Here is a 21,391-nt window from a genome sequence, read left to right as displayed (position 1 = left end):
CAGATTCTGCCATCCGTCGGGTCAGGAAGCGTCCTCGGCGGAATCCCCGCCGGGCCGTGCGGGGCCGGAAGTCCGGCGGAGTTCGTGGCTGAGCTCCTCCAGTTCGCTGCCGCCGGCCATCTGCCGGGTCAGCTCGTCCAGGGTGATGCCGTCCTTGGTGTGGCTGCCGAACATCGTGCCGCGCTTGAGCAGGACGAAACGGTCACCGACCAGGTAGGCGTGGTGCGGGTTGTGCGTGATGAGGACCACGCCGAGCCCGGCGTCCCGGGCCGCCGCGACGTACTTGAGCACGACGCCGGACTGCTTCACGCCGAGGGCCGCGGTGGGCTCGTCGAGTACGAGGACCTTGGCCCCGAAATACACGGCGCGGGCGATGGCCACGCACTGGCGTTCGCCGCCGGAGAGCGTGCCGATCGGCTGGTCGACGTCGCGCAGGTCGATGCCCATGCGCAGCAGTTCGGCGCGGGTGGTCTCGCGCATCAGCTGGACGTCGAGGCGCTTGAGGGGGCCCGTGCCCTTCGTCGGCTCGGAGCCGAGGAAGAAGTTGCGCCAGACCGGCATCAGCGGGACGACGGCGAGGTCCTGGTAGACGGTGGCGATGCCCCGGTCCAGTGCCTCCCGCGGCTTGCCGAGCGTGGTCTCCTCGCCGTCGATCAGGAAGCGGCCCGCGTCGTGCCGGTGCAGCCCGGAGATGATCTTGATGAGGGTGGACTTGCCCGCGCCGTTGTCGCCGAGGACACAGGAGATCTCGCCCGCGTGCACGACGAGGGAGACCTCTTCGAGCGCCTTGATGTTGCCGTAGAACTTGCTGACGCCGTCCAGCTCGACCAGAGGAGTGGTCTGCTCGGGCACCGGCTGCCCGGTCGTGGTCCGCTCCGTCATCGCGACGCCTCCGCTCGCTTGCGTACCCAGGCATTGAGCAGGGCGGCCAGGAGCAGCATCGCCCCCAGGAAGAACTTGAACCAGTCCGGGTTCCACTCCGCGTACACGATGCCCTTGCTGGTCATGCCGAAGATGAGCGCGCCGACCGCGGAGCCGATCGCCGAGCCGTAGCCGCCGGTGATCAGGCAGCCGCCGATGACGGCCGCGATGATGTACGTCAGTTCGTTGCCGACGCCCTCGCCGGACTGGACGACGTCGTAGCTGAAGAGCAGGTGCTGACCGGAGATCCAGGCGGCGAACGCCACGCCCATGTAGAGGCCGATCCGGGTCTTGACGACGGGGACGCCGACCGCGCGCGCGGCGTCGTCGTTGCCGCCGACCGCGAAGATCCAGTTTCCCGCGCGGGTGCGCAGCAGCACCCAGGTCGCCACGGCGATCAGGGCCGCCCACCACAGCAGGGTGACCTTGAGGTTCACGTCGCCGATGGTGAGCTGGGAGGCGAAGACCTTCTTGGCCGACGTGAACCCTTCCATGTCGCCGATGGACTTCGTGGAGACCGTGCCGCTGATCAGCTTGGTGAAGCCGAGGTTCAGGCCGGTGAGCATCAGGAAGGTGCCCAGCGTGATGATGAAGCTGGGGAGTTTGGTGCGGGTCAGCATGAAGCCGTTGAAAGCGCCGAAGGCCAGCGTGACGAGCAGCGAGACGAGGACGCCGACCCAGACGTTCGCCGTCATCTGGAAGCTGAACATCGAGGAGATCAGCGCCGAGCTCGTCACCAGGACCCCGGCCGACAGGTCGAACTCGCCGCCGATCATCAGCAGCGCCACCGGTACGGCCATGATCCCGATGGTCGAGGCCGCGTACAGCACGGTGGAGAGGCTGGAGGGCCGCAGGAAGCTGTCCGCGACGATCGAGAAGAAGACGAAGACGGCGATGGCGCCGACGACCGAGCCCAGTTCCGGGCGGCCGAGCAGTCTGCGCAGCAGGGAGGGGCGCAGCAGGCGTTCGTCCGGTGCCTGCGTGGTCGCGCTCATCGCGTCCCCCGCTGGGTGTAGGCGGCGAGGGCGCTCGCGTCCTGCTTGGTGATGACCTGGGGCCCGGTGAGGACCGGCCGGCCGCCGCCGAGGACGTCGCCGTTGTACTTGTAGAGCCAGAGCAGGTCCACGGCCTCGTAGCCCTGGAGATACGGCTGCTGGTCCACGGCGAACCCGAGGGTGCCCTTCTCCAGGCCGGAGGCGACCTTGGCGTTCAGGTCGAAGGTGTCGATCTCGGCCTTGCTCCGGGCGGTGTTCTTGGCCTGGACGGCGGCGTCCGCGAAGGGCGCGCCGAGGGTGACGACGGAGTCGATGGAGTGGTCGGCCTGCAGCTTCGCCTCGATGGACGACTGGACGTCGGGCATGTTGGTGCCGTCGACGTACAGGCTCTCCAGAGTGCCGTCGAAGGTCTTCTTCGCTCCGGCGCAGCGCTGCTCGTGGCCCACGTTGCCCTGCTCGTGCAGGATGCACAGGGCCTTCTTCCGGCCCCGCTTGTTCAGCTCGTCGCCGACGGCCTCACCGGCGATGGTCTCGTCCTGGCCGATGTGGGTGAGTGCGCCGAACTGCTTGGACTCCTCGGAGCCGGAGTTCACGGTGATCACCGGGATCCCGGCCTTCTCGGCCTTCTCCACGACGGCCTTCATGGCGTCGGGCTTGGCAAGGGTGACGATCAGCCCGTCGACCTTCTGGTCGATCGCGGTCTGCACCAGCTGGGCCTGCTGCTGCCCTTCCTCGCTGTGCGAGTACAGGAACTTGATGTTGTCCTTGTCGGCCGCCTGCTTGGCGCCCTTCTGGACGATGTCCCAGAAGGTGTCGCCATCTCCCGAGTGGGTGACCATGGCGATCTTCCAGTTCGGGGTGTTCACCGCCGACCTGCCGACGGCCGCCGCCTGCGCGGCACGATCCTCGGCCCGCTTGCCGCCTGTGCTGCTGCATCCCGCCAGGGACAGCCCCAGCGCAACCGCCAGCACCCCACTCACCCAGGTTCGTACCCTTGCCACGACGCGCTGCCCTTCTTGCTGTGCCGGTACTTCTCGCCGTACCGGTCGGTGCGGACGGTGGCCGGGTCGGCCCGGCCCAGCCGCCCAAGTATGGTTCACCGCTCGCCGCCGGGCAGTCATCGGGTACCAGGTCGTACGCAAAGGGGTCCGCCTTCTCTCCCGGCCGCCGGGTTGCGGCAGGGGAGTTCTAGCAGCGGCTGCACGGCGCCGTCCATCACTTTGTCAGAACATTCTTACGAGCTGTTACGGCCGTACCAGGAGCTGGAACTCGAAGGCGTACCGCGAGGCGCGGTAGGTGTGCGTACCGAACTCGACGGCCCGGCCGGTGACGTCGAACGTGGTGCGTTCCATGGTGAGCAGCGGCGCCCCCGCCGGCTCGGCGAGGCGGGCCCCGTCCTCGGCGGTCGCGGCCCGCGCGCCCACCGACTGCCGGGCGCTGTGCAGGGTGATGCCCGCCGCGCGCATGATCCGGTACAGCCCAGTGGCCTCCAGCTGCGCCGTGTCCAGCGGCAGCAGTCCGTCGGGAAGGTAGTTGCAGAGCTGCGCCATCGGCTCCTCGTACGCGAGCCGCAGTCGCTCGACGCGCTGGACCGGGCTGCCTTCGGGTACGGCGAGCGCGGCGGCCACCTCGGCCGGTGCCGGGACGGTGTCGTTGGCCAGGACGCGGGTGGTGGGCCGCTGGCCCGCGGCCAGCAGGTCGTCGTACAGGCTGCTCAGTTCGAGCGGGCGCTTGACCTGGCTGTGCACCACCTGGGTGCCGACACCGCGGCGCCGCACCAGCAGCCCCTTGTCCACGAGGGACTGGATGGCCTGGCGGACGGTGGGACGGGAGAGGCCCAGTCGGCCCGCGAGGTCGATCTCGTTGCCCAACAGGGTGCCGGGGGTGAGCCTGCCGCGCTCGATGGCCGACTCCAGCTGCTGGGCGAGCTGGAAGTACAGCGGGACCGGGCTGCTGCGGTCCACGCCGAGTTCGAGGCTGAGGGCGGGGTCGGCCGTGGGTTTCGACACGCCAGGAGGGTAGCCCAGGTCCGGTTGTCAGGACAAAGGCTTGACAGGGGTACGGGCCTGCGGCCACGTTGGGGTCCATGCGTATCGGACTCATCGGGACGGGCCGTATCGGTTCCTTCCACGCGGGTGTGCTCAGCGGTCACCGGGACGTCGGCGCGCTGGTGGTGGCCGACGCCGACGCGTCGCGGGCCGCCGAGGTCGCCCGGCGGACCGGGGCCACCGCGGTTCGCTCGGCCGACGAGGTCTTCTCCGGGGGCGTGGACGCCGTCGTGATCGCGTCGGCGACCTCCTCGCACGCCGCACTCGTCGGACGGGCCGCCCGCGCGGGACTGCCGGTCTTCTGCGAGAAGCCGGTCTCCCTCAATCTGCCCGGCACCCTGGCCGCGCTGCGGGAGGTCGAGACGGCGGGCAGCATCCTGCAACTCGGCTTCATGCGCCGGTTCGACGCCGGGTACACGGCCGCGCGTGAGCGCGTACGGTCCGGGGCGCTCGGCCGGCTGCACACCGTCCGGGCCATCACCTCCGATCCCGCGCCGCCGCCCGCCGCGTACCTGCCGCTCTCCGGCGGGATCTACCGGGACTGCCTGGTGCACGACTTCGACATGGTGCGGTGGGTGACGGGGCGTGAGGTGGTGGAGGTGTACGCGACCGGGTCCGACGCGGGGCCTGCGATGTTCCGCGAGGCCGGTGACGTGGACACGGCCGCGGCGCTGCTCACGCTGGACGACGGGGCACTCGCGACCGCCACGGCCACCCGCTGCAACGGCGCGGGCTACGACGTGCGGCTGGAACTGGCCGGTGACCTCGACCAGATCTCCGTCGGGCTCGACGACCGGACGCCGATCACCTCCACCGAACCGCACGGCCCGGCGCCCGCCGGAGCGCCCTGGCCCGGCTTCCTGGAGCGGTTCGCCCCGGCGTACGCGGCCGAACTGGACGCCTTCCTGAAAGTCGCCCGGGGCGAACTGGCCAACCCCTGCGACGGCCGGGAGGCCCTGCACGCGCTGCGCATCGCCGAGGCCTGCGAGCTGTCCCGGCGCGCGCGCAGGCCGGTCCGGCTGGACGAGGACGAGCTGGTCACCGGCTGAACCTCCGCCCGGAACGGTGTGCGGGTGACGGTGGGTCAGGACGCCGGGGGCTCCGGGGACGTCACCGCGGACAGTACGGTCCCCTGCGCGACGGCACACAGCACCTCGCCGCCGTCGTCCCGCACCATGAAGAGGTCGCAGCGGACGGTGGCCTGCCGCCGCCCGGTGTGCGCCACGGCCGCGCGGGCGACGAGCGTACGGCCCGCGCCCGGCCGTACGTACTGGATGGAGAAGCCGCCGGTCAGCACGGCGGGCCCCAGCGTGGTCCCGGCCGCGAAGGTGATCGCGTTGTCCGCCGCGTACGCCAGGACTCCCCCGTGCAGAAAGCCGTTCTGCTGCAGCAGTTCCGGGCGGACGTCCACCTCCAGTACGGCCGCGCCGTCCCCGAACGCGCTGACACGGGCCTGCACCAGACGGCTGAAGGGCTGCGCTTCGAGCGTCTTCCGCGCGAGTTCCAGATCGAGTTCTGTCATGGCACGCCTGTCTACCAGCGCACCGGCAGCTCGCGCACCCCGTGGATGAGGAGTCCGGGGATCCACTCGTACGCGCCGCGCTCCGTGTCGAGGGCCAGATCCGGGCAGCGTTCGAGCAGCGTACGGACCGCGATCCGGCCCTCCATCCTCGCCAGCGGCGCGCCCAGACAGAAGTGGATGCCGTGACCGAAGGCGAGGTGGCCCTGCGGGGCGCGCCGGATGTCGAACCGGTCGGCGTCCGGGTAGCGGTCCGGGTCACGGTCGGCGGACGCGAGGGCGACGAGCACACCCTGCTCCGCCGGGATCTCGGTGCCGCCGATCGTGACGGGCTCGCGCGTGAAGCGGTAGGTGGCGACCTCCACCGGGCCGTCGTAGCGCAGCATTTCCTCCACCGCGCCGTCGAGCAGCCCCATGTCGGCCCGCAGCGCGGCCAGTTGGTCCGGGTGCGAGAGGAGCGCCCGGATCCCGTTCGAGATCAGGTTCACGGTGGTCTCGTGACCGGCGACCAGCAGCAGGAAGGCCATGCCGATCAGTTCCTGCTGCGTCAGCTCGTCGCCCGCCTCGTCGCGGGTACGGACCAGGACGCTCATCAGGTCGTCGCCCGGCTCCGCGGCGCGCTTGCCGTCGACCAGCTCGACGAGGTATCCGCGCATCGCCTCGACCGCCGCGAGCTCGGACTCCGGATCACTCGGCGAGACCAGTTCGTTGGACCACTTACGGAAGTTGTCCCGGTCCAGGTCGGGCACGCCGAGCAGCTCGCAGATCACGGTCATGGGCAGCGGGAAGGCCAGCGAGTCCACCAGACCCGCCCTGCGGTCCGGGGCGGCCAGCATCGTGTCGAGCAGTGTGTCGGTGATGCGCTGCACCTGGGGCCGCAGCGCCTCGACCCGGCGCCCGGTGAACGCCCGTGTCACCAGCTTGCGCAGCCGGGTGTGGTGCGGCGGGTCCAGCTCCAGCATGTTGGAGAAGGGGGTGACGTCGGGCCCCCAAGCGGTCAGTGTCCGGGGGTCCTTGGACAGCCGGGGATCGGCCAGCGCGGCCCGCCCCTCCTCGTACCCGACGACCACCCAGACGTCGCCGCTCTCGTTGGTACGGATCTGGTGCACGGGCCCGGCGGCGCGCATCTTGGCGAAGTACGGATACGGATCGGAGTTGAAGTCCTCGGCGTGTTCCCGCAGATCGATCACCGTCATCACTTCAGCGTACGGTGCCGTCCCCGTCGAGGAACCCCGCGTCGTGCACCAACAGCGCGATCTGGACACGGTTGTTGAAGCCAAGACGGGCCAGAATCCGCGACACCTGGGTCTTGACCGTGGGCACGCTCAGATACAGGGCCGCCGCGATCTCCGCGTTCGACTGCCCGCGCCCGACACCGACCGCCACCTCCCTTTCCCGCCCGGCCAGTTCACCGAACCGCGCCCGCGCGCGCACCGAACGGTCGTCGGGTGCCGCGCCCGCCACCCGGTTCATCAGCTGCCTGGTGACGGCCGGGGACAGCACCGGATCACCGGCCGCCACTCTGCGTACCGCGGCGACGATGTCGGCGGGCGGGGTGTCCTTCAGGACGAATCCGGCGGCTCCGGCGCGCATCGCCCGCAGCACCTGTTCGTCGGCGTGGAAGGTGGTCAGCACGACGACCTCCGGCGCGCCGGGACGGCCCCGCAGCCGTTCGGTGGCCGTCAGCCCGTCCACACCGGGCATCCGGATGTCCATCAGCACCACATCGGGGTGGACGTCCGCGATCAGGGCCGGTACCTCGGAGCCGTCCGCCGCCTCGCCGACGATCGCGATGTCGTCGGCGCCACCGAGCATGAGGGCGAGCCCGGCACGTACGAGGGGGTCGTCGTCGACGACGAGCAGCCTGATGGTCACGAGGGCCAGGGTAGCCAGGCGGTCAGCCGGAAGCCGCCGCTGTCCGTGGACCCGTGGTCGAGACGGCCACCGGCCAGGGTGGCCCGCTCGGTCAGACCGATCAGGCCCTGCCCGGATCCGGGCACCTTCGGTACGTCGCCGGGCGGGGCCGGGTTCCGTACCTCGACGGTGAGCCCGGCGCCGGGGCTGCCGGACAGCGCGACGGTGACCTCGGCCCCCGGCGCGTGCTTACGGGCGTTGGTGAGCCCTTCCTGGGCGATGCGGTACGCGGTACGGCCGGTGGCCGCGGGGACGGCGGCCGGGTCGGCCAGCGGATTCGTCAGGACCACCCGCATCCCGGCCTGCCGGGACTCGTCCACCAGGGCCTCCAGGGTGACGAGCGTGGGCTGCGGCCGGTTCTCCTCGCCCTCACCGGGCGTCCGGAGCACACCGATGATCTCGCGCAGGTCCTGCAGAGCCTCGTGCGCGCTGTCCCGGATGACCCCGGCCGCGCGGGCCACCTCGGGCGCGGGTGCGCCGGGCCGGAATTCCAGGGCGCCCGCGTGGACGCTGAGCAGGGTCAGCCGGTGGGCCAGTACGTCGTGCATCTCCCGGGCGATGGCCTCGCGGGCCAGCCGCTGCGCCTGCTCGGCGCGGAGGTCCGCCTCGGCCTCGGCCCGGTGGGCGCGCTCGCGCAGCACCACGACGAGCTGGCGACGGGAGCGGACGAACATCCCCCAGGCGATCACCAGCAGGATCAGCACCGTACCGAAGAGCGCCGAGCCGATCCACGACATGGTCGGGTCGGGGCGCAGCCAGGCCTGCACTACCCCGCTCACCAGCGCCAGCGCGCCGAGGATCGCGACCGGGCGGAACGGGCGGTGGACGGCCACGCTGAACAGCGCCACGAAGAGGGCCCCGGAGGCGAGCGGCGCGACGGCTCCGACGAGGACCAGGACGACCGCGAGCCCCACCGGCCAGCGCCTGCGCACCCACAGGGCGCAGCAGGCGACGCCGCCCGCCACCTGGTCGGCGGTGGAGGCGACGCCGGAGTAGTGACCCGCGTTGTTGAGGGAGTCCAGGGCCAGCACCGCGATGCCCGCGGCGAGCAGGAAGGCGGTGATGTCCACGACCCAGTCGCGGAGGGTGCGCCGGGGCCGCTCCCGGTCGGTGGCGGACTCCGGATCGGCGAGGGCCGAAGGCAGCAGCCAGGGGTATTCCGGAGGAGTCATACCGGCAAAGCTACGCAGAGCCGCCGGCGGGTGCGGCCTTCCGGACCGGAGTCGAGACCAAAGTCGCGCGGTACGGGACTTTCGGCCGGTCCGGTACCGCCTTGCCCCGGCGGGGCTACCCGGCCTCGGGGCCGAACGATCCGAAGGTGGCCGGTCCGGCGGGCCGGTACGTCTGGATCGCGACCCCGGCAGGGGTCGTCCGGGACGCGGTGAGTTCGAAGGCCGTGGGCAGCCCGCCCTCGGGGAACAGCCGCTGCCCGGTGCCGAGGACGACCGGGTAGACCAGCAGGTTGTACTCGTCGATGAGACCGTCCGCCATCAGGGACCGGGCCAGGGTCGGGCTGCCGTGGATCTGCAGCTCAGGTCCCGGCTGCGCCTTGAGCCGCTTGACCTCCGCCGCGGTGTCCGGGCCGAGCAGCGTGGAGTTGTGCCAGTCCGTCCTCTCCAGCGTGGTGGAGACCACGTGCTTGGGGAGGGCGTTGAGACACGTCGCGATCGGATCGTCCGGGTCGGTGACCTGCGGCCAGCTCCCGGCGAAGATCTCGTACGTGCGGCGGCCGAGCAGGAAGGCACCGGCGCGCGCGAGCACCCCGGCCATGAAGCGCCCCATCTCCTCGTCCGCGAAGGGGACCAGCCAGCCCCCGTACTCGAATCCGCCGGTGCGGTCCTCTTCCGGGCCGCCCGGCGCCTGTACGACACCGTCGAGGGTGAGGAACGAGGTGAGCGTGAGTTTCATGGCGGGGCTCCTTCAACAGCGTCGGCCAAGAGGTGCGTCAGCAGTGTGGGCGGCCCGACCGGCCCGCCCGCCTACCGACGTACTGACTCCACGCTCCCGCCGAACTCATCGCCCCGCACCTCGCGGCGCCGCCGCTATCCGGCGTGGGTGGAGAACAGCCCGCCGGTCGGTCCCTGCTTGTCGCCGCCCTGTGCCTTCTTCAGCGCGTTCGCCAGGCCCTCGATGGTGAGCGACTGGAGAATGACACGGCCGTCGCCCTCCAGGGTCGCCAGCGAGAGGCCCTCGCCGCCGAACACGGCGTTCATCATGCCCTGGCGGTTGAGGCCGCCGATGCGCTGGACCCCGTACTCGATCCCCTCCTCGAAGGCGACGATGCAGCCCGTGTCCACCTCGATACGGCCGCCGAAGTCGGCCGGGTTGAGGTCGATGAAATTGCCCGCACCGCAGATGATCACGGTGCCGCGGCCGGTGAACTTCTCCAGGATGAAGCCCTCGCCGCCGCTGCGGCCCGTCCGGCCGCCCTGCCAGGCGATACCGAACTCGACGGTGGACTCGGCCGCGACGAAGGCGTCCTTCTCGGCGAACCAGGCACGGGTGCCGTTCAGCTCCAGGGCGCGCATCTCGCCCGGCAGCACCCCGGCGAACCCGACGGTGCCCTCCCCGCCGGTCGCCGCGAAGTACTGGAAGGCGAGCGACTCACCCGCGAGGGCCCGCTGACCGACCTGCATCGCGGTGCCCATCGCCTGCCTGAGCATCCCGCCCATGCCACCGCCCTGACCCGGCTGTCCGCCCTGGGACTGCTGGCCGCCGCCGGGCCCCGAGAGCCGGGTCTCCATGCTGACGTTCGACGTCTTGAAGAGGAACTTCCCGGCCTCGCAGTAGACGGTCTGGCCGGGCTGAAGGCTCACCACGGCCATCTGCATGGCGTTGCCGACGATCTCTTGCTGCAGGGTCACGACCGGTTCTCCTTGTTCTTCCCTGACGGGTGCGGTGCCGGTACGTCCGTACCAGCAGGTCAACGGCCGGGACCGGCCTTTCGGTTCCGCCCCCGGATTCGCGGTCCGTTTCCCGCGGGCGCCGAGGGCCGTCCGCCGCTTTGCCGGGGCGCACACATTACCGGCGGAGCAACACCACCATGACTTCGCCGAATGGGCGGCCGGACATCACCGTCGATCCGGAAGTAGCTGTCGGCCTGGAAGTAGCTGTCGGCCGGAAGTAGCTTTCGCGTGTTCGGCAACTCCGCTGGCCACTGCCCGAATTCGAACCTGCGCATTGGAGCACAGCGTCAAGTGGTCATTACTGCGCGTGCAATGACGGTAAAGAATGCGCTTGACGACCGAGATTTTTCTCATCGAGATTTGAACTGATCACAGGAAGGTCACTAAGGTCGGGCCTCGTACCTTTGCACGGTTGATCACTCACCCCGGGTGGCAGCGAAGGTCCCGCCGAGTCAACGCTGTTCGGCGGCTGAGGAAGAAGGAGCTCGCCTCCGTGGCGTCCCACCGTCGACCCAAGCCTGCGAGTCGCACTCGTGTGACCGTGCTCACCGCGACCGCTGCCGCAGCCGTGGCCCTGACCTCCCAGGCCGCGCACGCCGACCCGAAGCCGACCAAGAGCGAGGTCAAGGCCCAGGTCGACAAGCTCTCCGAGGACACGGAGAAGGCCACCGAGAAGCTGAACGGGGCCCAGGAGCAGCAGGACAAGCTGAAGAAGCAGGTCGGCGATCTCCAGGACACCGTCGCGCGTGGTCAGCAGGAGCTCAACAAGCTCCGTGGGCAGCTCGGTTCGATGGCGAGTGCGCAGTACCGTTCGGGTGGTATCGACCCGTCCGTGCAGCTGTTCCTCTCGTCCGACCCGGACAACTTCCTCGACAGGGCCACGGCTCAGGACCAGTTGAGCACGCAGCAGGCCGACGCGCTCAAGAAGATCCAGGCCAAGCAGCGGACCCTCGCCCAGCAGCGTTCCGAGGCGCAGGACAAGCTGAAGGACCTCGCGTCGACGCGTAAGAAGCTCGCGGAGAACAAGCAGGCGGTCCAGGGCAAGCTGGCCGAGTCCCGGAAGCTGCTGCAGAGCCTCACCGCCGCCGAGCGGGCCGCGATCACCGCCGACGACACCCGCGCCAACCGGGCCAGCTCCCGCGCCGACCTGGGCAACGACGTGCCGGCCTCCGCCCGTGGCGGCGCCGCGCTCAACGCCGCCAAGACCCAGATAGGCAAGCCCTATCAGTACACGGCCACCGGCATGGCCTCGTGGGACTGCTCGGGGCTGACGCAGTGGGCGTACGCGCAGGCCAACGTCTCCCTCCCGCGCGTCTCCCAGGCCCAGGCCAACGCCGGTCAGCGGATCTACTCGCAGAGCGCGCTCAAGCCCGGCGACCTGGTCCTGTTCTACGGCGACCTGCACCACATCGGCCTGTACGCGGGCAACGGCATGGTGCTGCACGCACCGCACACCGGTGCCAACGTCCGGTACGAGGCCATGGGCAACATGCCCTTCCAGTTCGGCGTCCGCATCGGCTGACCCGGACCGGCTCCGTACGGAGAAGGGCGGGGGCAGCGCCCCCGCCCGGGTCAGCGCGCCGCGTGCGGCAGGCCGTCCCTCTCCAGCAGCCGCCCGGTCGGTTCGGTCAGCACCCCCTCCGACGCGATCCGCACCCCCCGCAGCCATGTCGACCGCACCACGCCGTGCAGCGTCCGGCCCGCGTACGCCGTGACCTGGTTCCGGTGGAACAGCTCGGCCGGGTCCACGGTGAACGTCTCATCCGGTGCGAGCACCGCGAAGTCCGCGTCACGCCCCGCCTCGATCGCGCCCTTGCGCGTGAGTCCGGCGAGCTCGGCGGGGGCGGTCGACATCCAGCGGACGACGTCCTCGATCGAGTGACCGCGCCCGCGCGCCGCCGTCCAGATCGCCGGGAGCCCCAGCTGGAGCGAGGAGATACCGCCCCAGGCCTGGGCGAAGTCGGGGGTCTTCAGGTCCGTGGTGCAGGGCGAGTGGTCGGAGACGATGCAGTCGATCGTCCCGTCGGCCAGCCCGGCCCACAGCGCGTCCTGGTTGGCGGCCTCACGGATCGGCGGGCAGCACTTGAACTCCGTTGCCCCGTCCGGGACTTCCTCGGCGGTCAGGGTGAGGAAGTGCGGACAGGACTCGACGGTGACGCGGATACCCTCGCGCTTGGCGGCGGCGATCAGCGGCAGCGCGTCGCTCGACGAGAGATGCAGTACGTGGACCCGCGCGTCCAGCCGCCGGGCCAGGGCGATGAGACCCTCGATGGCCGCGTTCTCGGCGGCGCGCGGCCGGGAGGCGAGGAAGTCGGCGTAGGCCGGGCCGCCGCGCTGCGGGGCGTCGGACAGCTGGTGCGGGTCCTCGGCGTGCACGATCAGCAGGCCGCCGAGTCCGGCGATCTCGGCCAGGGAGCGGGCGAGCTGTTCCTGGTCGAGCTCGGGGAACTCCTCGACCCCGGAGGGCGACAGGAAACACTTGAAGCCGAAGACCCCCGCGTCGTACAGCGGACGCAGATCCTTGACGTTGGAGGGGATCGCACCGCCCCAGAAGCCGACGTCGATGTGCGCCTTGGACCGCGCCACGTCCTGCTTGGTCCGCAGATGCGCGGCGGTCGTGGTCGGCGGGAGCGAGTTGAGCGGCATGTCGAGGAGCGTGGTGATCCCACCGGCCGCCGCCGCCCGGGTCGCCGTCCAGAACCCTTCCCACTCGGTGCGGCCGGGGTCGTTCACATGGACGTGGGTGTCGACGAGGCCCGGGAGCAGGACGTCGTCCCCGAAGTCCGTCAGCCGGGCCCCGGCCGGCACCTCGGCGTCGTACGGCAGCACCGCCTCGATCCTCCCGGCGGCGACGGCCACCGATGCGGCGCGCGTCCCCTGGGGGGTGATGACGCGCGTCGAGCGCAGTACCAGTTCGGTGTTGGACACCAGGGCCCCTCTTTCCATACAGCGAAATTCACGTTCCGTTGACGGAGTCTTCGCTGTGCGCCGGGACTCGTCAAGACCGAGCCGACCGCTTGGAGGTTTCCACAAAGCAAAAGTTAGATTTCACCCTCCGGAATGTACGTCCTGTGGTGCCGAGGTCCGCGGATCGTACCGCCCGGCCCGCTGATCTCGGACAAAGGGGGCCTGACCGGCCACTACGTCCGTACCACCGGCGAGGTGGCACCGGGCGGAGCCCGGTAGGCTGGCGCCTTGCCCCGCCCGCCTCGAAAGGACCGCCGCCGTGCCGCAGTCCCACGCCAGTGCCGACGACACCAAGACCGCAGCACCGAGCGGCGGCGTGCAGTCCCTGGAGCGCGCCTTCGACCTGCTGGAGCGGATGGCGGACGCCGGTGGAGAGGTCGGGCTCAGCGAGCTCTCGGCCACCAGCGGCCTGCCGCTGCCCACGATCCACCGGCTGATGCGCACCCTGGTCGCCTGCGGCTACGTACGCCAGCAGCCCAACCGCCGTTACGCGCTGGGCCCCCGGCTGATCCGGCTCGGCGAGTCGTCGGCCCGGCTGCTCGGGACCTGGGCGCGGCCGTACCTGGCACGGCTCGTCGAGGAGACCGGCGAGACGGCGAACATGGCGCTGCTCGACGGGGACGAGGTCGTGTACGTCGCCCAGGTGCCTTCGAAGCACTCGATGCGGATGTTCACCGAGGTGGGACGGCGGGTCCTGCCGCACTCCACCGGCGTGGGCAAGGCGCTGCTCGCGCACACCCCGCCGGCCGAGGTCAGGGCGCTGCTGGCCCGGACCGGCATGCCGGCCGCCACCGAGAAGACGATCACCACGCCCGAGGGATTCCTGGAGGCGCTCGACGTCGTACGCCGGGCCGGGTACGCGGTCGACGACAACGAGCAGGAGATCGGGGTCCGCTGCCTCGCGGTCTCCGTCCCCAACTCCCCCACTGCTGCCGCCATTTCGATCTCGGGACCGGCGGGGCGGGTCACCGAGGAAGCCACCGAGAAGATCGTGCCGATCCTCCAGGGCATCGCCCAGGAACTCTCCGCCACGCTGGCGACCGCGGGACCCCAGCAGGCCTGACCGGCGCCGCGGGAGTACGGCGGCGCCGGTCAGGCCTGCTGGGTGTGCGCCCGGCCGTCAGCCGACGGGCACGGTCAGCCGGCCGTCGGCCATCGTCACCGTCCGGTCCATCCGGTCCAGATGTGCCCGGTCGTGAGTGACCAGCACCGTCGCGGTCCCGCGCGCCCTGGTGAGGGTGACCAGCAGGTCGAGCACCGCCCCGCCCCGCTCGTGGTCGAGCGCGCTCGTCGGCTCGTCGACCAGCAGGACGGACGGCTCGTTCATCAGAGCTCGGGCGATGTTCACCCGCTGGCGCTGTCCGCCCGAGAGCTGGTGCGGGCGGCGGCCCGCCTGGTCGGCCAGGCCCACCGCGTCCAGCAGTTCCGCCGCCCGGTCGCGTACCTGGGAGGCCGGGCGCCCCGAGAGGTGCGCCATCACCTGGAGCTGTTCCAGCGCGGTCAGCGACGGGAGCAGATTGGGCTGCTGGAAGACGATGCCGATGCGTTCGCGCCGCAGCGCGGCCTTCTCGGCGCGTCCCAGCGCGGCCGTGTCCAGGCCGTCGACGGTCACCCGGCCCCGTTCCGGCGTCACCAGGGTCGCCGCCACGGCCAGCAGGCTGGACTTGCCGGATCCCGAGGGCCCGACCACCGCGGTGAGCGAACCGGAGGGGACATCGAGCGAGACCGAGTCCAGCGCGACCACGCGCCCGTCCCCGTCCGGGTAGGTCAGCGTCACGTCGTCAAGAGTGAGAGTCATCGGGCGCTCCCGAGGGCGGTGAGGGGGTCGACGGCGGTGATCCGCCGGATGGAAAGGGCCGCGCCGAGCACACCGAGGGCGACTATGACGGCGGCGGGGACCAGGATCGTCAGCGGATCGAGGACGAAGGGGACGCCGTCGGGGACGACGGCGCCGAACCCGGCGGCGACGGCCGTTCCCAGCAGGGTCCCGGCCACCAGCATCAGGACCGCCTGCCCGAGCGCGTCGCGCAGCAGGTACGGGGTGGAGGCCCCCAGCGCCTTCAGTACCGCGATGTCGCCGCTGCGCTGGATCGTCCAGACCGTGAAGAACGCCCCTATCACCATGGCCGAGATGACGAAGAGGAAGCCGCGCATCAGCTGGAGCGAGCCGTTCTCCGCCTGGTAGGAGGGGAGCGCGCTCAGCGAACCGTCCAGGGTGAGGGTCTTCGTTCCGGCAGCCCGGTCGCCCGCCGCGAGGTCCGCGCCGTCGGTGGTCAGCGCCACCACCGTGGCCTTGGTGTGCGCACCGAGGGAGGTCCAGACGACGGGGGTGTGGCTGTACGAGTCGTCCCCGGCGACCGCCGTCACCTTCAGGTCGCGCCCGGCCAGCGAGACCGTGTCGCCCGCCGCCGCGCCCAGATCCTTGGCCGCGCCCTTCGACAGCACCGCGCCGTGCGGGCCGGGCGCCACAGGTGCCAGGCCGGAGTCGGGCCGTACCGCGAACTCGGAGACCGCGGCCGTGTGCCCGCCCGCTTCGGCGTTGCCGGTGCCGATGGCCACCGGCTGCGCGCTCTTCACCCCCGGCCGCGCGGCCCACGTCTGCCAGGCGCTCTCCGGCAGCTGGGAACCGGTGAAGGAGGCCGACTGCCCCGAGGGCGGAGCGGCGAAGGCGAGGTGGTCGGCGGACAGCCCGGTGACGGCCGAGGTGTTGTCCCTGGCCAGCCCGGCGGTGAGTCCGGACAGCAGTCCGACCAGCAGGGTGATGAGCACGATGACCGTGCCCATCAGGGCGAACCGGCCCCGGGCGAATCTCAGATCTCTCCATGCGACGAACATGGGATCAACCCTGCTGGCAGTAGGGGTCCGCGGGCATCGCGCCACGGTTGGCTCCTCGCGTATCGAAAGACGGAGCCGGGCATCAAACTTTCGGTTGAGTGCGTTCCTGGACGATCCGCCTACGCTGGCAGGACCATGGATGCCCGCTCCCTCACCCCTGCCCCGGTAGTCCTGCGCGTCTGCCTCCACCTGCTGGTGGCCGGCCTGCTGGCGCTCGCCGCTGTGCGCGCAATCGCCGATCACGCGGCGAACGCGCCCGCGGTGGTGGTGGCCGCCGCGGTCATGGGTGCGGTCTACGCGGCGGGCACGGTGTGGCCGTCCGTCCAGACCTCCCGCCGGGCGGCGGCCGTCTGGCTCGGTCTGCTGGGCCTGGCCTGGCTGGCGCTGCTGGTGGTCTCCCCGGACGGGCTGTGGACCGCGTTCCCGCTCTACTTCCTCCAGTTGCATCTGCTGCCGGTGCGCTGGTCGGTTCCGGCTGTCGTGGTCACCGCGGGCGCGGCGATCGCTTCGTACGTGGGCCACAGCGGGGCGATGAACCCGGGCGCCTTCATCGGACCGCTGCTGGGAGCGGCGGTCGCCGTGGCCACCGTCCTCGGCTATCAGATGCTCTACCGGGAGAGCGAGAACCGCCGGCAGCTGATCGAGGAGCTGATCGCGACCCGCGCCGAGCTCGCCGACGCCGAACGGGCCGCGGGCACGCTCGCCGAGCGCGAGCGGCTCGCCCGCGAGATCCATGACACGCTCGCGCAGGGCCTCTCGTCGATCCAGCTGCTGCTGCGCGCCGCCGGGCGCACCCTGCCCGCGGACGCCCCGGCATCGGCCCATATCGAGCAGGCCCGCCAGGCGGCGCAGGACAACCTCGCCGAGGCCCGCCGGTTCGTACGGGAGCTGTCGCCGCCCGCCCTGGCGCACGGTTCGCTCGCCGCCGCGCTGGACCGGCTCTGTGCGGGCAGTCCCGGGCCGCGGGTGCGTTTCTCCACCAGCGGCACACCGGTCGCGCTGCCCACCCCGTACGAGGTGGCCCTGTTGCGCATCGCCCAGTCGGCGCTCGCCAACACCGTCCGGCACGCGGGGGCGTCCCGCGCCGAGATCACCCTGAGTTTCATGGACACCGCGGTCGCACTGGACGTCGTCGACGACGGTTCCGGCTTCGACCCGCTGCACGCCACATCCGACGAGGGCGGATTCGGGCTGCCCGCGATGCGCTCGCGCGCCGAGTCGCTCGGCGGTACCTTCGCCGTCGAGTCCACACCGGGCCAGGGCACAGCCGTCGCGGTCACCCTGCCGCTGCCCGTCGCCGAAGGGGCGTCCGCATGACGATCCGACTCCTGCTGGCCGACGACCACCCGGTGGTACGGGCGGGGCTGCGGGCCGTACTCGACACCGAACCGGACTTCCAGGTGGTGGCGGAGGCGTCGACGGCCGAACAGGCGGTCGCGCTGGCCGCTTCGGGGGACTTCGACGTCGTTCTCATGGACCTCCAGTTCGGACCGGGGATGCACGGATCGGCGGCGACGGCGGCCATCGTCGCCGTCGAAGGCGCGCCCCGGGTCCTGGTACTGACGACGTACGACACGGAGGCCGACATCCTGGCCGCGGTGGAGGCGGGAGCCAGCGGCTACCTGCTGAAGGACGCACCGCCCGAGGAACTGGCCGCGGCGGTACGGACGGCGGCGGCGGGCCGCTCGGCGCTGGCGCCCGCAGTCGCGCACCGGCTGATGGACCGGATGCGCACCCCGGGCGAGTCCCTCACCCGCCGGGAGCTGGAGGTCCTCCAACTGGTCGGGGACGGCCTGTCCAACCAGCAGATCAGCAAGCAGCTCTTCCTCAGCCAGGCGACCGTGAAGTCCCATCTGGTGCACATCTACGCGAAGTTGGGCGTGGACTCCCGGACCTCCGCGGTCGCGGCGGCCTCCGCGCGACGGCTCATCCGGCGGGCAGGTGGCTCAGCACATTGACCACCTTGCCGTTCGGATCGCGTACGAAGAACCGTCGTACGCCCCACTCCTCGTTCTGCAAGGGGTGCACGATCTCGGCGCCGGCGGCGACCAGGGCCGCGTGGACCGCGTCCACGTCGTCCACCTCGACCGACAGGTCGGGCCGGACGGCGGCGGACGCGTCCCGGGTGGTGAACGTGACCTGCGCGGTGGGGTTGGTGGTGGAGACCAGCGTCATCACCCAGCCCTGGTTCATGGCTTCCCGGAGTCCGATGAGGCCGTAGAAGTCCCGGCTCGCCGCCATGTCGTCGGTGGGGATGTCGGGCACCACCCGGCGCACCGGCATCAGGACGTGCCGCCGAAGAGTTCCACCGCGTTCCGTACTTCCGAGAGCGAGACCACCAGCGCGCTGACCGAGCCGATCGCCCCCGCGACCAGCAGCAGCGACCGGCGCAGCGGCAGGATCTCCGGTACGCCGCTCTGCGCCATCTCGTCCAGGACCGCCAGTTCGTCCTCGGCGATCGCCCGGTCCGGGAACCGGGCCGGGTGAGCGGCCAGTTCACGGCGGAGGCGGGAGATCGAGGAACGCAGCTCCGTCACCCGCGGATCCTCGCCGCTGCTCGTCACACACCTCTGGCCCACACTTCGCAACAAAGCTCTCCCCCTCGCACCACGCCGTGCTGGTCTTTCCCCGCACCGGTTCGACCCGTGCGGTGCTGGTCGGACACCGTGGGTCGCGGGCCAGTTAACGCCACCGCGCCTCGTTCTCGCCACTCGACGGCCGGAATTCAGCCGGACGAGCGGATGTCCATGAGGTATCCAGTCCCCATGACGGAGGGAACGGAATGACGGGTACGGCGAAATGAACAGGTGCGGGGAAATGGCGGGTGCGGGGAAATGACACGTGACACGGAAGGCCAGGAGCCGGTGGTGGCCGGGCTGCTGCTCGCGGCGGGCGGCGGGCGGCGCCTGGGCGGGCACCCCAAGGCCCTGCTGGAACACCGCGGCCGGCCGCTGGTCGAGCACGCGGTCCGGGTGCTGCGGGAGGGCGGCTGTGGTCCGGTCCATGTGGTATTGGGTGCCGCGTCGGCCGACGTACGGGAACGGGCCGATCTGTCCGGATGCGTCGTCACCGACAACCCCCGGTGGGAGGAGGGCATGGGCTCGTCGCTGCGTTCCGGTCTGGCGTCGCTCGCCGGATCGGGTGCGGACGCGGCGCTCGTCCTGCTGGTGGACCAGCCGGGGATCGGCGCGGCGGCGGTGGCCCGGGTACGCGCCGCCTGCCGGTCGTCGGCCGGTCTCGCGGCGGCTTCGTACGGAGGCGAACGCGGCCATCCGGTGATCTTCGGGGCGGACCGCTGGGCGGACGTCGCGGCGACCGCGGTGGGCGACCGCGGGGCCCGCGCCTACCTCCGGGCGCACCGGGAGGCGATCACGCTCGTGGAGTGTTCCGATGTGTCCCAGGCGTACGACATCGACACCGTCGACGACCTGTTCCACTTGGAGTGACCGCTCTGGCACCCAGCGACAACTTCTGTCGATCCGGAGAATCTCGATGTCAACATAGCGTTGAACTTCCACCATGAGGAAACTAGTATCCACACGTCAGAAGCGCCCTGGACCCCGCAGGGCGCCTGCGACCGCATTCCGGCGCCGTGGCACCCCGTGCCGTTTCCCGAGCCCGGCGGCCGTCAGGCACCACCCGCTGAAGGAGTGACCGCTCATGTCCGCACCAGCGCCGTCCCCGCTGGCCATCGTCGATGCCGAGCCCCTGCCCCGGCAGGACGAGGTCCTCACCGATGCGGCCCTGGCCTTCGTGGCCGAGCTGCACCGGCGGTTCACCCCCCGCCGTGACGAGCTGCTCGCCCGTCGCGGGGAGCGCCGCGCCGAGATCGCCCGTACGTCCTCGCTCGATTTCCTCACCGAAACCGCGAGTGTCCGTAACGACGACAGCTGGAAGGTCGCGCCGGCCCCGGCCGCGCTGAACGACCGCCGCGTCGAGATCACCGGCCCGACGGACCGCAAGATGACCATCAACGCCCTCAACTCGGGCGCGAAGGTCTGGCTCGCCGACTTCGAGGACGCGTCCGCCCCCACCTGGGAGAACGTCGTCACCGGCCAGCTCAATCTGATCGACGCCTACGAGCGGAAGATCGACTTCACCGACCCGGGGACCGGCAAGGCGTACGCCCTGAAGCCCGCCGACGAGCTCGCGACCGCCGTGGTCCGTCCGCGCGGCTGGCACCTCGACGAGCGGCACCTCCAGCGGGACGGCCGCGCGGTGCCCGGCGCTCTGGTCGACTTCGGCCTGTACTTCTTCCACAACGCCCAGCGCCTCATCGAGCTCGGCAAGGGCCCGTACTTCTACCTCCCGAAGACCGAGTCGTACCTGGAGGCGCGCCTCTGGAACGAGATCTTCGTCTTCGCGCAGGACTACGTCGGCATCCCGCAGGGCACCGTCCGCGCGACCGTGCTCATCGAGACGATCACGGCCGCGTACGAGATGGACGAGATCCTCTACGAGCTGCGCGACCACGCCTCCGGGCTGAACGCGGGCCGCTGGGACTACCTCTTCTCCATCGTCAAGAACTTCCGTGACGGCGGCGCCAAGTTCGTCCTGCCGGACCGCAACCTCGTGACGATGACCGCCCCGTTCATGCGCGCCTACACCGAACTCCTGGTGCGGACCTGCCACAAGCGCGGCGCGCACGCCATCGGCGGCATGGCGGCCTTCATCCCCTCCCGGCGCGACGCCGAGGTCAACAAGGTCGCCTTCGAGAAGGTCAAGGCCGACAAGGACCGCGAGGCGGGCGACGGCTTCGACGGCTCCTGGGTCGCCCACCCCGACCTGGTGCCGATCGCCATGGAGTCGTTCGACGCGGTGCTCGGCGAGAAGCCGAACCAGAAGGAACGGCTGCGCGAGGACGTCGCGGTCGCGCCCGGTGACCTCATCGCCGTCGACTCGCTGGACGCCCGTCCCACGTACGAGGGACTGGTCAACGCCGTGCAGGTCGGCATCCGTTACATCGAGGCCTGGCTGCGCGGCCTGGGCGCCGTCGCCATCTTCAACCTGATGGAGGACGCGGCGACGGCCGAGATCTCCCGCTCGCAGATCTGGCAGTGGATCAACGCGGACGTGGTCTTCGAGAACGGCGAGCGGGCCACCGCCGAGCTGGCCCGGAGGATCGCCGCGGAGGAACTGGCCGCGATCCGCGCCGAGACCGGAGACGAGGCGTTCGCGGCAGGCAAGTGGCAGCAGGCCCACGACCTGCTCCTCCAGGTCTCGCTGGACGAGGACTACGCGGACTTCCTGACGCTGCCCGCGTACGAGCAGCTGCGCTGACGCGGT

At 71.0% G+C, this 21,391-nt stretch carries 22 protein-coding genes; 7 read left to right on the top strand and 15 right to left on the bottom strand.

Features of this window, described 5'->3' with window-relative positions:
- Positions 1-21 precede the first annotated feature (21 nt).
- From OG709_RS30385 to OG709_RS30370, 4 genes are all read right to left on the bottom strand, one after another.
- On the bottom strand, positions 22-882 hold the full coding sequence (locus OG709_RS30385; RefSeq protein ID WP_266646064.1) for an ATP-binding cassette domain-containing protein: 861 nt from the start codon (positions 880-882) through the stop codon (positions 22-24).
- Positions 879-1,916: an ABC transporter permease gene (locus OG709_RS30380; protein WP_266646065.1), complete on the bottom strand. Its 1,038-nt coding sequence runs from the start codon at positions 1,914-1,916 to the stop codon at positions 879-881. The genes OG709_RS30385 and OG709_RS30380 overlap by 4 nt, the downstream gene beginning before the upstream one ends.
- Positions 1,913-2,917, bottom strand: coding sequence for a sugar ABC transporter substrate-binding protein (locus OG709_RS30375; protein WP_250306566.1), 1,005 nt, complete (start codon positions 2,915-2,917; stop codon positions 1,913-1,915). Before OG709_RS30375 ends, OG709_RS30380 begins: the two co-directional genes overlap by 4 nt.
- Positions 2,918-3,160: 243 nt before the next feature.
- Positions 3,161-3,925 carry a GntR family transcriptional regulator gene (locus OG709_RS30370; RefSeq protein ID WP_266646066.1) on the bottom strand — a complete coding sequence of 255 codons (765 nt, stop codon included), beginning with the start codon at positions 3,923-3,925 and terminating at the stop codon, positions 3,161-3,163.
- A gap of 77 nt (positions 3,926-4,002) precedes the next feature.
- On the opposite strand from OG709_RS30370, the gene OG709_RS30365 reads away from it, so the two are divergent.
- Positions 4,003-5,013, top strand: coding sequence for a Gfo/Idh/MocA family protein (locus OG709_RS30365; protein ID WP_329168411.1), 1,011 nt, complete (start codon positions 4,003-4,005; stop codon positions 5,011-5,013).
- 35 nt (positions 5,014-5,048) lie between these two features.
- Here OG709_RS30365 and OG709_RS30360 read toward each other — a convergent pair whose 3' ends face one another.
- The 6 genes from OG709_RS30360 to OG709_RS30335 form a co-directional block, all read right to left on the bottom strand.
- Positions 5,049-5,486 (bottom strand): PaaI family thioesterase, encoded by a 438-nt coding sequence (locus OG709_RS30360; protein WP_250306563.1) that lies wholly within the window; start codon positions 5,484-5,486, stop codon positions 5,049-5,051.
- An 11-nt stretch (positions 5,487-5,497) separates the two neighbouring features.
- Positions 5,498-6,679, bottom strand: coding sequence for a cytochrome P450 family protein (locus OG709_RS30355; RefSeq protein ID WP_250306562.1), 1,182 nt, complete (start codon positions 6,677-6,679; stop codon positions 5,498-5,500).
- A gap of 4 nt (positions 6,680-6,683) precedes the next feature.
- Entirely contained in the window at positions 6,684-7,367 is a 684-nt protein-coding gene (locus OG709_RS30350) for a response regulator transcription factor (protein WP_326695548.1), read from the bottom strand.
- Positions 7,355-8,569, bottom strand: a complete 1,215-nt coding sequence (locus OG709_RS30345; protein WP_250306561.1) for a sensor histidine kinase — start codon at positions 8,567-8,569, stop codon at positions 7,355-7,357. Before OG709_RS30345 ends, OG709_RS30350 begins: the two co-directional genes overlap by 13 nt.
- Positions 8,570-8,684: 115 nt before the next feature.
- Positions 8,685-9,305: a dihydrofolate reductase family protein gene (locus tag OG709_RS30340; RefSeq protein ID WP_250306560.1), complete on the bottom strand. Its 621-nt coding sequence runs from the start codon at positions 9,303-9,305 to the stop codon at positions 8,685-8,687.
- 134 nt (positions 9,306-9,439) lie between these two features.
- Positions 9,440-10,261: an AIM24 family protein gene (locus OG709_RS30335; protein WP_250306559.1), complete on the bottom strand. Its 822-nt coding sequence runs from the start codon at positions 10,259-10,261 to the stop codon at positions 9,440-9,442.
- A gap of 535 nt (positions 10,262-10,796) precedes the next feature.
- On the opposite strand from OG709_RS30335, the gene OG709_RS30330 reads away from it, so the two are divergent.
- Positions 10,797-11,825: a C40 family peptidase gene (locus tag OG709_RS30330; protein ID WP_329168408.1), complete on the top strand. Its 1,029-nt coding sequence runs from the start codon at positions 10,797-10,799 to the stop codon at positions 11,823-11,825.
- Between the two features lie 50 nt (positions 11,826-11,875).
- Here the strand turns inward: OG709_RS30330 and allB are convergent, their stop codons facing one another.
- Positions 11,876-13,231: an allantoinase AllB gene (gene allB, locus OG709_RS30325; RefSeq protein WP_329168406.1), complete on the bottom strand. Its 1,356-nt coding sequence runs from the start codon at positions 13,229-13,231 to the stop codon at positions 11,876-11,878.
- A gap of 298 nt (positions 13,232-13,529) precedes the next feature.
- Between allB and OG709_RS30320 the strand changes: the two genes are divergently transcribed.
- Positions 13,530-14,333, top strand: a complete 804-nt coding sequence (locus OG709_RS30320) for an IclR family transcriptional regulator (protein WP_250306010.1) — start codon at positions 13,530-13,532, stop codon at positions 14,331-14,333.
- Positions 14,334-14,390: 57 nt separating this feature from the next.
- Here the strand turns inward: OG709_RS30320 and OG709_RS30315 are convergent, their stop codons facing one another.
- Entirely contained in the window at positions 14,391-15,068 is a 678-nt protein-coding gene (locus OG709_RS30315; RefSeq protein WP_250306009.1) for an ABC transporter ATP-binding protein, read from the bottom strand.
- A complete protein-coding gene (locus tag OG709_RS30310) occupies positions 15,065-16,105 on the bottom strand; it encodes an ABC transporter permease (RefSeq protein ID WP_250306007.1) in 1,041 nt (346 codons plus the stop codon). The genes OG709_RS30315 and OG709_RS30310 overlap by 4 nt, the downstream gene beginning before the upstream one ends.
- 135 nt (positions 16,106-16,240) lie before the next feature.
- On the opposite strand from OG709_RS30310, the gene OG709_RS30305 reads away from it, so the two are divergent.
- The gene (locus OG709_RS30305; RefSeq protein WP_250306006.1) at positions 16,241-17,422 is read left to right on the top strand and encodes a sensor histidine kinase; all 1,182 of its coding nucleotides are present in this window, start codon (positions 16,241-16,243) and stop codon (positions 17,420-17,422) included.
- Positions 17,419-18,063, top strand: coding sequence for a response regulator (locus OG709_RS30300; protein ID WP_250306004.1), 645 nt, complete (start codon positions 17,419-17,421; stop codon positions 18,061-18,063). The genes OG709_RS30305 and OG709_RS30300 overlap by 4 nt, the downstream gene beginning before the upstream one ends.
- Here the strand turns inward: OG709_RS30300 and OG709_RS30295 are convergent.
- Together OG709_RS30295 and OG709_RS30290 are read right to left on the bottom strand one after the other, a co-directional pair.
- Positions 18,032-18,388, bottom strand: coding sequence for a VOC family protein (locus OG709_RS30295; RefSeq protein WP_250306002.1), 357 nt, complete (start codon positions 18,386-18,388; stop codon positions 18,032-18,034). The genes OG709_RS30300 and OG709_RS30295 overlap by 32 nt on opposite strands.
- Positions 18,388-18,696: a DUF5955 family protein gene (locus OG709_RS30290; RefSeq protein WP_250306001.1), complete on the bottom strand. Its 309-nt coding sequence runs from the start codon at positions 18,694-18,696 to the stop codon at positions 18,388-18,390. Before OG709_RS30290 ends, OG709_RS30295 begins: the two co-directional genes overlap by 1 nt.
- A 243-nt stretch (positions 18,697-18,939) precedes the next feature.
- Between OG709_RS30290 and OG709_RS30285 the strand changes: the two genes are divergently transcribed.
- Both OG709_RS30285 and aceB read left to right on the top strand, forming a co-directional pair.
- The gene (locus tag OG709_RS30285) at positions 18,940-19,551 is read left to right on the top strand and encodes a nucleotidyltransferase family protein (RefSeq protein WP_266646073.1); all 612 of its coding nucleotides are present in this window, start codon (positions 18,940-18,942) and stop codon (positions 19,549-19,551) included.
- A 214-nt stretch (positions 19,552-19,765) separates the two neighbouring features.
- Entirely contained in the window at positions 19,766-21,385 is a 1,620-nt protein-coding gene (gene aceB / locus OG709_RS30280) for a malate synthase A (protein ID WP_266646074.1), read from the top strand.
- Positions 21,386-21,391: the final 6 nt, after the last annotated feature.

This window comes from Streptomyces sp. NBC_01267 (genome assembly GCF_036241575.1).
GTDB lineage: Bacteria > Actinomycetota > Actinomycetes > Streptomycetales > Streptomycetaceae > Streptomyces.
Note: the sequence above shows the minus strand (reverse complement) of the source record. Positions and strands in the feature narration are given on the sequence as shown.